The organism is Methylobacterium sp. WL1 (assembly GCF_008000895.1).
Classification (GTDB): Bacteria; Pseudomonadota; Alphaproteobacteria; order Rhizobiales; family Beijerinckiaceae; genus Methylobacterium.
This window is the reverse complement of record NZ_CP042823.1, coordinates 503,230-516,111: the sequence shown is the minus strand read 5'-3', so window position 1 is coordinate 516,111 and position 12,882 is coordinate 503,230. Positions and strand designations below refer to the sequence as shown.

At 70.9% G+C, this 12,882-nt stretch carries 13 protein-coding genes; 1 reads left to right on the top strand and 12 read right to left on the bottom strand.

Annotated features, from left to right (window positions below; translation table 11 throughout):
- Positions 1-4: 4 nt before the first annotated feature.
- Both FVA80_RS02810 and FVA80_RS02805 read right to left on the bottom strand, forming a co-directional pair.
- The gene (locus FVA80_RS02810; RefSeq protein ID WP_147905717.1) at positions 5-724 is read right to left on the bottom strand and encodes a GNAT family protein; all 720 of its coding nucleotides are present in this window, start codon (positions 722-724) and stop codon (positions 5-7) included.
- Entirely contained in the window at positions 721-1,347 is a 627-nt protein-coding gene (locus FVA80_RS02805) for an FMN-binding negative transcriptional regulator (protein ID WP_147905716.1), read from the bottom strand. The genes FVA80_RS02810 and FVA80_RS02805 overlap by 4 nt, the downstream gene beginning before the upstream one ends.
- Before the next feature lie 93 nt (positions 1,348-1,440).
- On the opposite strand from FVA80_RS02805, the gene FVA80_RS02800 reads away from it, so the two are divergent.
- A complete protein-coding gene (locus FVA80_RS02800) occupies positions 1,441-2,922 on the top strand; it encodes a PLP-dependent aminotransferase family protein (RefSeq protein ID WP_147905715.1) in 1,482 nt (493 codons plus the stop codon).
- Between the two features lie 22 nt (positions 2,923-2,944).
- Here the strand turns inward: FVA80_RS02800 and FVA80_RS02795 are convergent, their stop codons facing one another.
- The 10 genes from FVA80_RS02795 to FVA80_RS02750 all read right to left on the bottom strand — a co-directional run bounded on the left by FVA80_RS02795 (position 2,945) and on the right by FVA80_RS02750 (position 12,828).
- Positions 2,945-3,571, bottom strand: coding sequence for a hypothetical protein (locus FVA80_RS02795; protein ID WP_147905714.1), 627 nt, complete (start codon positions 3,569-3,571; stop codon positions 2,945-2,947).
- Positions 3,572-3,584: 13 nt separating this feature from the next.
- A complete protein-coding gene (locus FVA80_RS02790; RefSeq protein WP_147905713.1) occupies positions 3,585-4,832 on the bottom strand; it encodes a hypothetical protein in 1,248 nt (415 codons plus the stop codon).
- 96 nt (positions 4,833-4,928) lie between these two features.
- Positions 4,929-5,954, bottom strand: coding sequence for an ABC transporter ATP-binding protein (locus FVA80_RS02785; protein ID WP_187193578.1), 1,026 nt, complete (start codon positions 5,952-5,954; stop codon positions 4,929-4,931).
- An 8-nt stretch (positions 5,955-5,962) separates the two neighbouring features.
- The gene (locus FVA80_RS02780; protein WP_147905711.1) at positions 5,963-7,018 is read right to left on the bottom strand and encodes an ABC transporter ATP-binding protein; all 1,056 of its coding nucleotides are present in this window, start codon (positions 7,016-7,018) and stop codon (positions 5,963-5,965) included.
- Between the two features lie 13 nt (positions 7,019-7,031).
- Positions 7,032-7,961 (bottom strand): ABC transporter permease, encoded by a 930-nt coding sequence (locus FVA80_RS02775; protein WP_147905710.1) that lies wholly within the window; start codon positions 7,959-7,961, stop codon positions 7,032-7,034.
- A gap of 14 nt (positions 7,962-7,975) precedes the next feature.
- Complete coding sequence (locus FVA80_RS02770) at positions 7,976-8,929, bottom strand: ABC transporter permease (RefSeq protein WP_147854882.1); 954 nt, start codon at positions 8,927-8,929, stop codon at positions 7,976-7,978.
- 197 nt (positions 8,930-9,126) lie between these two features.
- Positions 9,127-10,749, bottom strand: coding sequence for an ABC transporter substrate-binding protein (locus FVA80_RS02765; RefSeq protein ID WP_147905709.1), 1,623 nt, complete (start codon positions 10,747-10,749; stop codon positions 9,127-9,129).
- Between the two features lie 107 nt (positions 10,750-10,856).
- Complete coding sequence (gene hpxZ, locus FVA80_RS02760) at positions 10,857-11,240, bottom strand: oxalurate catabolism protein HpxZ (protein WP_147905708.1); 384 nt, start codon at positions 11,238-11,240, stop codon at positions 10,857-10,859.
- Positions 11,240-12,637 (bottom strand): AtzE family amidohydrolase, encoded by a 1,398-nt coding sequence (locus FVA80_RS02755; RefSeq protein ID WP_147905707.1) that lies wholly within the window; start codon positions 12,635-12,637, stop codon positions 11,240-11,242. The genes hpxZ and FVA80_RS02755 overlap by 1 nt, the downstream gene beginning before the upstream one ends.
- Positions 12,634-12,828 carry a DUF4089 domain-containing protein gene (locus FVA80_RS02750; RefSeq protein ID WP_147905706.1) on the bottom strand — a complete coding sequence of 65 codons (195 nt, stop codon included), beginning with the start codon at positions 12,826-12,828 and terminating at the stop codon, positions 12,634-12,636. The genes FVA80_RS02755 and FVA80_RS02750 overlap by 4 nt, the downstream gene beginning before the upstream one ends.
- Positions 12,829-12,882 lie beyond the last annotated feature (54 nt).

The window sequence follows — 12,882 nt, the reverse complement described above, 5'->3', positions numbered from 1 at the left end:
ACGATCAGCCGGTGCCGGTGCGCAGCTCCGCCAGCCCGCGGCGCTGCCGGCCCTCGGCGTCGAAGTTCGCCGGGTCGAGCCACGCCGCGAAGCCGGCGCGGATGCGCGGCCACTCGGCATCGGTGATCGAGAACCACGCCGTGTCGCGGGAGCGGCCCTTCACGACGACCGCGTTGCGGAAGAGGCCCTCGAAGGTGAAGCCCAGGCGGAGCGCAGCCGCCCGGGACGGGGCATTGAGGCTGTCGCATTTCCACTCGTAGCGCCGGTAGCCGAGGTCGTCGAAGGCCCGGGCCACCATCAGCGCCATCGCCTCGGTGGACGCGGGAGAACGCTGAAGGCTCGGGCCGAAATGCAGATGGCCGACCTCGATGACGCCGTTGCCCGGATCGATCCGCAGGTAGGCGGTGATCCCCAGCGGCGCTCCGGTCGCCCGGTCGAGGACGGCGTGGAACAGCGGGTCCTCGCTCGCCGCTCTCGCATCGAGCCGTGCGCGAAACGCCGCTTCACTCTCGGGCATCTCGTCGGGCAGGTAGGTCCAACCGCGGACGTCCGGGGCCGCGCTGTAGGCGGCGAACAACCCCGCGGCATGCGCTTCGGCATCCAGCGGCACGACACGGCAAGTCCGGCCCTCCATGGGTGTCCGCGGCGGGCGCGGACGCGGGGTCCAGTCCGGAAGGTCGGGGCCGATCGGCTGGTCGAAGGCGTTGAGGCGGTGGTCAGTCATGATCCGCTCCGCTCGGCGACGATCTCCGCCAGGGCGGCCTCGCCATCCGCCCGCATCCCGGCGATCACCCCGGCCCGATCGGCCTCCGATCTGTTCTGGCTCATCTTCCATTTCCCCTCGATGCGGCTGATCGGAATCTCGATGCCGACGATGGCCCTCATCTGGGCCGCTACGAACGGCGCGGGCGCGTCGTCCACCGCCCAGGGCGCGGCGCGCGGCGCCTCGCGCAGGGCGGTGAGGTCGACGATCTGGCGCCGGAGCCAGTCCGCATCCTCAATCACCCGCGCCCGCCCCCAGACGTGGACCGTGGCGTAATTCCAGGTCGGCACCACCCGCCCGTGTTCCCGCTTGCTCGCGTACCAGTCCGGGGTGACGTAGCCCTGTGGTCCTTGGAACACGACGAGGCAGTCCTGCGCCTCGGCGAGCGCCTGCCATTGCGGGTTGGCGCGGGCGAGATGGGCGCGCAAGGTGCCGTGCGCGCCCGTCTCGTCCAGCAGGAACGGGATCAGGTTGGCGATCAGGCCGTCCGCGCCGCCGGTGATCAGCAGGCCGAGCGGATAGGTCCGGATCAGCCCGTGCTGCGCCGTGCGCGTGTCATCCCGGAAGTGTGGCGGCTGGTACATCGAGCCCGGTCCCTGTTGCGGCCTCCTGCTTGACCGTATGGCGGACCAGGCGAAAGGTCCGGTTTCCGAAATACGACTGGACCGCTTGTCGCCATGGCCCGGGACCCGCTGCCGCTGCCCGTCAGCCTCGATCCAGCGTCGCCGACACCCCTGCACGTCCAGCTGCGCGAGGGGTTGCGCGGGGCGATCCTCGACCGCCGCCTGCCGCGTGGAACCCGGCTGCCCGCGTCGCGCATGATGGCCGCCGATCTCGGCTGCGCCCGCGGCACCGTGGTCCTCGCCCTGGAGCAGCTGATCGCCGAGGGTTACCTCACAGCGCGGACCGGGTCGGCCACCCGGGTCGCCGCGACCCTCCCGGACGACACCCTGCCGCGGCCGGATGGGACGGCACGGCCGGCTCTTGCGGCCGCTCCGAACCTGTCGCGGCGGGGCGGCCGTCTGATCGCGGCGCCGGCCCGCCGGTTCATGGCCGGTCCCGGCGTGCCCGACGCCTTCGCGCTGGGCCGGCCCGCGCTGGATGCGTTCCCGTACGCGGTCTGGGCGCGGCTGCTCCAGGCCGAGTGGCGTCACGGACCGGCCGAGCGGCCCGATCCCCGCGGCTCACTGGCGCTCCGGGCTTCCATCGCGGCCTATCTGGCGCAGGCGCGGGGCGTGGCCTGCGAGGCCCACGACGTGATCGTCACGGCAGGCATCCGCCAGAGCCTGCGCCTGCTGGCCGAGCTGCTGCTCGATCCCGGGGAGGGGGCCCTCGTGGAAGAGCCGGGCTTCCCCGGTATCGCCCTGGCCCTCGCGAGCGGCGGCCTGGTTCCGGTGCCGATCCCGGTCGGACCGGGTGGGCTATCGGTGAGCGCCGCCGGGCCGCACCTGCAGGGTGCACGCCTCGCCGTGGTGACGCCGGCGCAGCATTACCCGCTGGGCCACGCCATGAGCTTGGAGAACCGCCTCGACCTCCTGGCCTGGGCAGAATCCGTATCGGGCTGGATCGTCGAGGACGATTACGACGGCGCCTACAGGTATGCGGGGCGGCCGTTGGCGCCGCTGCGGGCGCTCGATCGTGGCGGACGGGTGATCTACGTCGGCAGCTTTTCCAAGCTGCTGCTGCCCGCGCTTGGCCTCAGCTACCTGGTCCTGCCGCGGGGGCTCGTGGCGCCGGTGCATCAGGCGCTCGCCGAGACCGGCCCGGCACCCCCGGGTATCGGCCAATGGGCGCTGGCGCGCTTCATCGAGGAAGGGCATCTCGCCGGCCACCTGCGGCGGACTCGGCGGCTCTACGCCCTGCGCCAGGAAGCCCTGGTCGAGGCGGCCCACCGCCATGCCGCCGACGTGGTCTCGGTCGCCGCCATGGAGGGCGGGATGCACCTCATCGCGCGGCCCGGTCCGGGCTGGCCGGCGGCACTCGGCGATGCCGAAGCCGCCGCGCGGCTCGACGGAGCCGGGATCTCGACGGTCGCGCTCTCGGCCTACCATGTCGGCAAGTCCGAGACCGGGCTGCTGCTCGGATACGCGGCTGTGCCGGAACGGGCGATCGAGCCAGCGTTGCGGCGCTTGGCCGAGACCTTGCGGGCCGCCCGGTGAGACGGGCGCGTGGCCCGTCCCGTCACTCGCCCCGCGGCGTCAGCGTCACGGTGATCGGGCCGCGGCCGGCGCGCAGCTCCAGGCTCTGGAGGGTCTTGGGTCGGACGGTCGCGCCGCTCGTTGGGCTGACGCGTTGCACGCGCTCGCCGTCGAGCCGCAGGCTGAACGCGCCGTCCGCGGTCAGGCGCAGCAGCGGGACGGCCCGGAACGACTTCAGCGCCACACTGGTCCAGGCCGAGCCGACCTCGATCCGTGTCGGAGCCGGGACGACGTCGCGGCGCGCCAGCGCGAGGGCCGCGAGACCGATGATCGCCGCGAGTGCCAGGACGACCTGGCGGAGGCGGACGAGTCTCCCGGGCCGACGCGGCGCCCGGCGTACCGTCCAGACCGGTTTCGAAGGCGCCGGGTCCGGCTTGGCCGGCGGCTGAGACGATTCCTCCGGCGGCGCAGGTTCCGGGGGGATCTTCGCCAGCGGCGCCTCGTGCACCGCTGGCGGCGGCGGTGGCGGCGGTGGCGAAGGGGGGATCGGCGATTGGGCCTTCGGGCGGCGCTGCTCGGCGCCGCAGAACGGGCAGAACCGCACCGGAACGTACAGGCCCCGGTCGCAAGCGGAGCAGCGCGCGGGCGCAGTCGGAAGGTCGGCGGTCACGGCGGGGCGCGGGTCAGTGCACGAGCGCGCCCGTTTCCATGAACCGGGCTAGGCGCTCCACCAGCGGCGCCACCATCACCCGGTCGAGCTGCCGGAGCAGCCCGTGGCGCGCATGCGCGACGTTCGTCTCGGCTTGCTCGCGTGCCCGGCGATGCCAGGCGGCGCGGTCGCGCGTGCACGCGTCCCAGGCCGCCGTGATCGACTGGAACACCTGGGGCAGCCGCTCGATAGGGTCGGCGATCACGTCGTAATGGTGGTCGATCAGGCCGCCGAAGGTCTGGAAGCCGAGTTCCGACAGGAGCGCGACGGCCCGCGGTGCGCCCACCGTCACGAACGGCACGCCCATCGCGGCGGCCTTCAGCGATTTCTCCGTGATGCGCTCGACGCCCAGCTCGAAGAAATCCGTTTCGGAGATGATTGTGAGGTCGCTGGCGGCGTAGGCCCGGGTATCGAGGGTCAGGACCATGTCGCCACCGGGGGCCGGGGTGTCGATCCGCCGGGCCTGCCGGGGGATCCAGGTGCCGACATCGGCCAGCAGCGGCCCGAAGGCCGCGGCGATCTCCAGCGGCGCGTGGAAGACGTCGATGCCGCCCGCCTTCGGGTTGTCGACGCCGATCCCGTGGAACGAGATCAGGCCGTCGCGGTCCAGGCCGTTGAGCTGGAACCAGCGGTAGAGCAGCACCCGGTGCCAGCGCAGGGCCGCGTTCTGGCACAGGAACCGGGCGGGGCCGGTATCCTGGGTGAGCGGTGCGTAGCCGGCCCGGTCGAGCGGATGCTGCGGGAAGAGTCTCGGGCCTGCCTCCGCGTCTAGCCAGAGCGCGACCTGGAGCGGGAAGAAATCGAAGGTCCAGAACCGCAGGCCCTCGCCGTAGAGCCGCTCGTAATCCAGCCGCAGCAGCCGGTTCTGGGTGACCAGGGTGACCCGCTCCCGGGGGATCCCGAGGCCCTCGAGGTTGCGGTGGAGCGCCTCGAAGGTGGGCGCGTGCAGCCCCGGCCCCTCGTTCGACAGGTCGAGGAGCAGGGCCGCCCGGCCGGACCGCAGGTTCTCGGCATCGCCCGGCTCCAGCAGATCGAGCCGCCCGTTCAGGTCCGGGAAGCCGAGGCGGACGAAATCGAGCACCGGCAGGCAGAGCACGTGGTTGGCCGCGCCCGGATGGGCCGTGACGCTGATCCGCTTCCCCAGCCAGCCCAAAGCCGCCGGCAGGAAATGGCCGGCCTCCCCGCGGGGGACCAGGACGATCTCGGAGGGGGATGGGCTCATCGCGATGCTCGGGCGGCCGGTCGCACGGTGATCCGCCGCCTGAAAGCCGCGCGATGCCGGATAAAGGCTTCGCGCGGATGCGTCGATCCCCGGGGGTCAGGCCGGGACCAGCTCGGCCGCACGCACGGGCGTCGGTCCCGCCCGGTAGGCCGCCGCGGCCTCGTCGGTCCGCCAGCAGGCCACCTTGTGACCGGGGGCGATCTCGGCGACCGGGGGCATCTCCCGGCGGCACTGCTCCGCGGCTAGGAAGCAGCGCGGCGCGAACGGGCAGCCCGGCGGCCGGTTGGCGAGGTCCGGCGGGCTCCCCGGGATGGTCTGCAGCCGGGAGCCCTTCGCCAGCGCACCCTCCGCCCGACTGCGCAGCAGGCCGATCGTGTAGGGATGATGCGGATCGAGCACGACCTGATGCGCGGTCCCGGTCTCGACGATCTTGCCCGCGTACATCACGGCGATCCGGTCGGCGACCTCGACGGCCGCGCCGAGATCGTGGGTCACGATGATGATCGACAGGCCGAGGTCACGCTGCAATTCGCGCAGGAGCAGCAGCACCTGGATCTGCACGGTGGCGTCGAGCGCGGTGGTCGGCTCGTCGGCCAGCAGCACCTGCGGCCGGCACGCGAGCGCGAGCGCGATCATGGCGCGCTGGCGCATGCCGCCCGACATCTCGTGCGGGTAGTTGTCCAGCCGCCGCTCCGGGCTCGGGATCCGCACGCGCTCGAACAGGGCGAGCGCGCGCTTGCGGGCATCGTCCTTCGTGATCGTCTCGTGGCGCCGGATCGCCTCGGTGATCTGCCGGCCCACCGTGTAGACCGGGTCGAAGGCGAGCAGCGGCTCCTGGAAGATCATCGAGACGTCGCCGCCGCGGAAGTCGGCGAGCTGGCGCTTGCTGAGCGCCTGCACGTCCCGGCCGGCTGCCAGGATCTTGCCCTCGATCCGGCTGCGCCCCTCGTGGAACAGGCGCAGGATCGCCCGCAGGGTCACGCTCTTGCCCGAGCCGGACTCGCCGATCAGCGCCATCGCCTGACCGCGCTCCACGGTGAGGTCGACGCCGTCCACGACCTGCACCTTGCCGAAGGCGACGCGCAGGTTCTCGAGGGTGACGGCGGGTTCGGGGTTCGACATCGGGGCGCTCATGCCGCCAGCGCCCGGGCCGGGGCGGCGGAATGGCCGGAGCCGGGCTGGCGGGCGAGACACGAGACCCGATGCAGCGGACCGACCTTTTCGAGGGGCGGCTCCTTCTCGCTGCAGATCGGCTCGGCCAAACTGCAACGGGGGTGGAACCGGCAGCCGAGGGGCGGATCGATCGGGTTCGGCGGATCGCCCTGCAGGAGTGCCGTCTGCGTGCGGTTGTCCGGGTCCAGCGACGGCATCGAGGCCAGCAGCGCCTCGGTGTAGGGGTGGGCCGGGGCGTCGAGCACCGTGTCGGACGGGCCGATCTCGGAGACCCGGCCGAGATACATCACCATCACCCGATCGGAGATGAAGCGGACGACGTTCAGGTCGTGGCTGATGAAGATGTAGGTGAGGCCGAACTCGGATTTCAGGTCGAGGAGGAGGTTCAGCACCTGCGCCTCCACGGACTTGTCGAGCGCGGAGACCGCCTCGTCCAGCAGAACCAGCCGCGGCTCCAGGGCGAGCGAGCGTGCGATGTTGACCCGCTGCCGCTGGCCGCCCGAGATCTCGTGCGGATAGCGGCCGGCAAAGCGCTTCGGCTCGAGGCCGACCCGGGCCAGCAGGGCCCGGGCGCGCTCCACCGCCTCGCGACCGGGCACGCCGTTGACCTTCGGGCCGAAGGCGATCGACTGCTCGACCGTCATGCGCGGGTTGAGCGAGGCGTAGCTGTCCTGGAACACCATCTGGACCTGGCGGCGGTAGGAGCGCCACGGCATCGCCCGCTCGCCGACCGCCTGGCCGTCATACAGGAGGCTGCCGGAATCGCGCTCGATCAAGCCCATCAGCAGCTTGGCGGTGGTGGACTTGCCGCAGCCGGACTCCCCGACGATCCCTAAGGTCTCGCCCTTCAGGACGTCGAAGTCGACGCCGTCGACGGCCCGCACGACCTGCTTCTTTCCGCCGGCCTTGCGGACCGGGAAGTGCTTGTACAGGCCCGAGACCGACAGGAGCGGCTGGGCGGGTCCGCCGCGGTCGCGGGCGAACGGATCGGGGGCATCCGGGATGACGCTCACGGGCGAATCTCCGTCATTGGCGGATTTCCATGGCGGCGCGCAGGCCGTCCGAGAACAGGTTGAAGGCGATCGAGACGACGAAGATGCACACGCCCGGCAGGGCCGCGACGACCGGGTTGGCGTAGATCGCGGTGCGCAGGGTGTTGAGCATCAGGCCCCATTCCGGCTCCGGCGGGCGCACGCCGAGACCCAGGAACGACAGGCCCGAGGCCAGGATCATCGAGACCGAGATCAGGCTGGTGGCGTAGACGAAGATCGGCCCGACCACGTTGCCGAGCACCTGCACCCGCATGATCGTCAGCGGCGAGGCCCCCGAGAGCTTCGCCGCGTCGATGTAGTCGCGCTTGCGGATGCCCGTCGTGACACTCTCGGCGACCCGGGCGATCTGGGGCACGAACACACAGGTCAGCGACACGATCGAGTTGAAGATGCCGGCCCCGAGCGCCCCGGACAGCGCGATCGCCAGCAGGACGGACGGGAACGCGAAGAACACGTCGATGGTGCGCATCAGGATCGTGTTGGTCCAGCCGCCGACATAGCCGGCCAGGATGCCGATGCTCGAGCCGATCACGAAGGCGATCAGCACCGGGGTGACGCCGATGAACAGCGACAGCCGCGAGCCCAGCATCAGCCGGCTGATCATGTCGCGCCCGAGTTCGTCCGAGCCGAGCCAGTAGGTGGCGTCGCCGACATGCTTCAGGCGGCGCAGCATGGAGCCCTTGTACGGGTCCATCGGGGTGATCCAGGGCGCCAGGACGGCGATGGCCACCACCAGGAGGATCAAGGCGCCCGCCCCCATGGCCACGGGATCGCGCACCAGTCGGTGGCCGACATGGCCCCAGAAGCCGCGGGACGGAACGAACGCGGCCTCCGGGGCGGCCTCGCTGGCGGAGAGCACGCCGCCGTCGAGGGCCATCGAGGCGGCGGTGATCGGTGCGGTCATGATCGGCCTCCGGGTCAGGCGCGTTCGATGCGCGGGTCGAGGGCGGTCTGCATCACGTCGACCAGCAGGTTGAGGACGACGAAGAACATCGCCAGCACCAGGATCGAGCCCTGGAGCAGGGGCAGGTCGCGCTGGAAGATCGCGGCGTTGAGAAGGAAGCCGGTGCCGGGCCACGCGAACACGGTCTCGACCAGGATCGAGCCGCCGAGCAGGTAGCCGAGCTGCAGGCCCATGATCGCCAGCGCGGTCGGGGCGGCGTTGCGCACGACGTGTTTGAACACGCCGAACTCATCCATGCCCTTGGCGCGCAGGGCCTCGACGAAGTCCTGGGACAGGATGTCGGCCACCAGCGCGCGCACGGTGCGGGCGATGATGCCGGTGGGGATCACCGACATCGTCACCGCCGGGAGGATCAGGTAGCGCAGGTGGTCGAAATCGGGCCGCCAGTTGCCCGAGCCGTCCGGTCCGGCGCCGGTGGGCGGCAGCCAGCCAAGGGTGGCCGAGAACACGATCACCAGGACCATGCCGAGCCAGTAATGCGGCACGCTCACGCCGAAGACCGAGAGCGCCGACGCCGCCCGGTCGGCCAGCGAGTTGCGGTGGTAGCCGGCGACGAAGCCGAACAGCGTGCCGAACGTGAAGCCCAGTAGGGTCGCCACGGAGGCGAGGATCAGCGAGTTGATCACCGCCCGGGTGACTTCGCCCAGCACCGGCCGACCGGTGGCGATGGACGTGCCGAGATCACCGTGCAGCACGTGCCACAGCCAGATCAGGTACTGCATCGGCAGCGGCTTATCGAACCCGTAGGCGGCCCGCATGCTGTCGATGGTCTCCTGGGTGGCATCCGCCGGCAGGACCGCACTCAGGGCGTCGCCGGGTGCCAGATGGACCAGCAGGAAGCAGACCAGGCTGACCCCGAACGCCACGGGCGTCACGTAGACCAGACGTTTGAGAATGTAGATCAGCATCGGATGCCTTGCCGTGGCCGATGAAAGTCCCCTCCCCCTGTGCGGGGGAGGATGGCTCCTGCGTCAGCAGGGGGCGGGAAAGGGCAGCGACGCATCCGGAGAAGTCATGCCGGGAGCCGAAACCCGCACCGTCGCGCTGCCCTGTTCGCGCTTCGCTCCGCTCGGCCCCCTCCCCCGTAGAGGGAGGGAGCCGGGTGTCACCGCCCCGCCGTCGCGATGGTGATCTTGGAAAAATCCTGGAACCAGTTCTGGGCCTGGACGAAGCCCTTCACCTTCGGGCTCATCGCCCGCGGGTTCACGTCGTGCGTGATCATGACGAACAGCGCGTCGTCCACGTACTTCTCGTGGACCTTCTCCAGGACCTGGGTCTGTGCGGCCTTGTCGAAGGTGGTCCGCACCTGGTCGAACAGCTTGTCCATCGCCGGATCGCTGTAATACCCCCAGTTGGTACCGTTCGGCGGGGCGAAGTTGCTCTGAAGGTGGCGGATGAACCCGGTGAACGGGTCCTGGATGAAGTACGAATAGTTGATCGCCGACACGCCGCGGGAGATGTCGGCCTTGGCGCCAGCCCGCCAGATATTGATCAGCGTGTTCCACTCGACCACCTCGTAGTCGACCTGGATGCCGACCTCGGAGAGGTTCTGCTGGACGAACTCGTTCATCGGCAGCGGCTGCATCTGGCCCGAGCCCGAGGCCGAAATTGCGACCTTCAGCTTCAGGGGCTTGGCCGGGCTGTAGCCGGCCTCGGCCATCAGCTTCTTGGCGGCCTCCGGATCGTACTTAACGTCGAAGGTCGGGTGGCCGAACCACTGGTGGCCGGGCGGCATGAAGCCCTTGGCCGGGATCGCGAGGCCGCCGAGCAGCTCCTTCAGGCCGTCGCGGTCGATGGCGAGGTTGGCCGCCTTGCGGACCCGGATGTCGTTCCAGGGCGAGCCCTCGACCCGGGACAGGTGCCAGGTCCAGTTGTGCGGATAGGCGTTGGTGACGATGGTGAAGCCGGCACCCTTGAGCGAGGCCACGGCGTCCGGCGCGGGCGCCTCGATCCAGTCGACCTGGCCGGAGCGGAGCGCCGCGACCCGGGCGTTGGCCTCCGGCAGCGGAACCAGCACGAGCTTGTCGAGCTTCGGGACCCTGTCCTTGTCCCAGTATTCCTTGAACGGCACCATCTCGGCGCGCTCGCGGGGGGCGAACAGCGTGAGCTTCCACGGACCGGTCCCGGAGGGCTGCTTGGCGAAGGCGTCCCAGGACTTGCCGACCTTCTCCCACTGTGCCGGGGAGGACATCATGATCCAGGCGATCTGGTAGGGCAGCGTCGCGTCCGGGGCCTTGGTGACGATCTCGACCGTCAGCGGGTCCACCACCTTGTAGGAGGCGACCGCCGGAATGCGGGTCTTGCCCTGCGCAGATTGGCGCGGATCGTATTGCGGCGCGTCGGCCTTCAGGAGCTTGTCGAGGTTCCACACCACGGCGTCGGCGTTGAAGTCGGAGCCGTCGTGGAATTTCACCCCCGGCCGCAGCTTGAAGGTCCACTTGGTCTTGTCGGTGGCGTCGACCGCCCAGCTGGTCGCGAGGCCTGGCACGAGGTCGGAGGCGAGTTCGGCGCTCGACAGATCCCAGTTAATCAGGCCGTCATAGACGGTGTAGCCCAGGAACCGCATGCCCTCGCCGCCATTGTCGGTCTGGCCGGTGGTCAGCGGGATGTCCGATGCGGTCATCCCGATCCGCAGCGTTCCCTGTGCGAGGGCGGCGGTGCTGGCGGTGAGTGCCAGGGCGCCGGCGAGCGCCGCACGGGCGCCGAAGGTTTTCAGACGAGACAGCATGTCGGATCGGACACTCACGTTGGTCCGGGAGGGCGGGCCCGGAATACGTCCGACCGTATGCAAGCCCGCGGCCACTCGCCCCCGGACCCTGCGCCGACCCGTCGATCCTATGGGGTTTCGATGAGGCTCACGTGGGCGGCGACCACCCGCCATCCCTCCGGAAACCGCACCCAGGTCTGGCTCTGGCGGCCGGTCCTCCCGGGAGCGTTGTCCCGGGTGAACAGGGTCATGGCGGTGGCGAAGTCGCGGCCGTAGGTCGTGATCACCGTCTCGGCGAGCACTCGCTCGAGGCCCACGGGCGAGCGTGCCCGCCGGAATGCCCGGATCGCGTCCATCCCGTAGAGATTCTCCCCGGCGCCGTAGCGGATCGTGCGAGGATCGTCCCGGAAGAGCGCCTCCAGGGTGGCGATGTCGTTGGTGGTCAGCGCCGTCTCGTAGGTCCGGAACGAGGCCTCGACTTCGGCTTTCACGGCGGGATCGTCGATAATCATCAGGCGATCTCCGCCACCGGGGCCGTGCAGATCCCATCCCGGTCGAGCTGGCGCGCGACCCGGAGGGCCAAGTCCTCGCGCCAGGGTGCTGCGATCACCTGGACCCCGAGCGGCAGTCCGGCATCGATCCTGACCGGAACGGCCACCACGGGCAGGCCGATGAACGAGATCGGCTGCGTGAACACGCCGATATTGGCCCGGATCGGCAGGGTCACGCCGTCGAGCACGAAGTGGGTCAGGCCGCCCTTCGGAGCCCGGCAGGGGGTGGCCGGCGCCAGGATCACGTCGACGCCGCCGAACAGGTCCAGCACGGCATCGCGGTACCAGCGGCGGAAGCGCTGCGCCCGCTCGACGAAGGGCGCCGGGATCATCGCACCCGCGATCAGGCGGTCGCGCACGGCCGGGTCGAAATCCTGCGGCCGGGTGCGCAGGCGGTCGAGGTGGAGGGTTGCGCCCTCGGCCGCCGTGATCAGGTAGGCCGCCGCCCGGGCGCGCTGGGCCTCCGGGAGCTCGACCGTGCGGCTCGCCCCCAGGGCCTCCGCGACGCGGGCGACGGCCGCGAACGCCTCCGGATGCCCGTTGCGGGCGAAGTAGCCGCCGGCCACCGCGATGCGCAGGCCGCCGATGCCGGTTTCCAGGCCGGGATACGCAGGCTCGGGCGCCCGGGTCGTGGCCACCGGATCGTCCGGGTCGGGCCCCTGCATCGCGTCGTAGGCCAGGGCGAGGTCCGCGACGCTCCGGGCCATCGGGCCGAGATGGTCGAGGCTGCCCACGAACGGGAAGCTGCCGGCCCGGCTGATCCGCCCGTAGGTCGGCTTCATCCCGAAGCAGCCGCAGAACGCGGCGGGCACCCGGATCGAGCCGTTGGTGTCCGAGCCCAGCGTCAGCGGCACCAGCCCGGCCGCCACGGCCGCGCCCGACCCACCGGAGGAACCGCCGGTCATGTGGTCGAGGGCGTGGGGATTGTGGGCGTCGCCGTCGTGGACGTTCTCGCCGGTGAAGTCGTAGGCGTATTCGCCCATGTTGAGCGCGCCGACCAGGATCGCCCCGGCCGCCTCCAGGCGCCGCACCACCGCGCCGTCGCGCGCGGCCGGCGGGCGATCCCGGTTGATCTTCGAGCCGGCGCGGGTCGGTAGACCGGTGACGTCGATCAGGTTCTTCACCGCGAAGGGCACGCCGGCGAGCGGACCCGCAGGCTCGCCGCGCGCAAGGGCGGCATCGAGCGCCTCGGCCCGTGCCAGCGCCCGCTCGGGCAGCACATCCGTGAAGGCCCCGACGCGCCCATCGATCCCGGCAATCCGCTCCAATGTGGCCGCCACAGTGGCGCGGGCGGTCGAACGGCCCTGCGTGATCGCGGCGGCGATGGTCGCGGCATCGGACGGCGTCGGCGCGCTCATGCCTCGAACCTCGGCGCAGCCTCAACCTCGTCGGGGAGCGGAAAGCCCGCCACCAGTTCGGCGGCGGAGGCCAGGACGCGCAGGTTCAACGTGATCGGCAGCACCCAGGCCGGATCGATCGCGAGGCCGAGAAGCGGCGCAGCCACCACAGCGTATGTGTCCGGGTCGAACGGAGGGAGTGTCTCAGGCATCGCGTTCCTCACACCGGTATTCAGGCGCCGGCTTCCCGGCGGTGCAGGCATCGT

Coding starts and splice junctions, on each gene's coding strand:
- FVA80_RS02810 (WP_147905717.1), bottom strand. CDS start 724: ATGACTGACCACCGCCTCAACGCCTTCGACCAGCCGATCGGCCCCGAC.
- FVA80_RS02805 (WP_147905716.1), bottom strand. CDS start 1,347: ATGTACCAGCCGCCACACTTCCGGGATGACACGCGCACGGCGCAGCAC.
- FVA80_RS02800 (WP_147905715.1), top strand. CDS start 1,441: ATGGCCCGGGACCCGCTGCCGCTGCCCGTCAGCCTCGATCCAGCGTCG.
- FVA80_RS02790 (WP_147905713.1), bottom strand. CDS start 4,832: ATGAGCCCATCCCCCTCCGAGATCGTCCTGGTCCCCCGCGGGGAGGCC.
- FVA80_RS02785 (WP_187193578.1), bottom strand. CDS start 5,954: ATGTCGAACCCCGAACCCGCCGTCACCCTCGAGAACCTGCGCGTCGCC.
- FVA80_RS02775 (WP_147905710.1), bottom strand. CDS start 7,961: ATGACCGCACCGATCACCGCCGCCTCGATGGCCCTCGACGGCGGCGTG.
- FVA80_RS02770 (WP_147854882.1), bottom strand. CDS start 8,929: ATGCTGATCTACATTCTCAAACGTCTGGTCTACGTGACGCCCGTGGCG.
- FVA80_RS02765 (WP_147905709.1), bottom strand. CDS start 10,749: ATGCTGTCTCGTCTGAAAACCTTCGGCGCCCGTGCGGCGCTCGCCGGC.
- hpxZ (WP_147905708.1), bottom strand. CDS start 11,240: ATGATTATCGACGATCCCGCCGTGAAAGCCGAAGTCGAGGCCTCGTTC.
- FVA80_RS02755 (WP_147905707.1), bottom strand. CDS start 12,637: ATGAGCGCGCCGACGCCGTCCGATGCCGCGACCATCGCCGCCGCGATC.
- FVA80_RS02750 (WP_147905706.1), bottom strand. CDS start 12,828: ATGCCTGAGACACTCCCTCCGTTCGACCCGGACACATACGCTGTGGTG.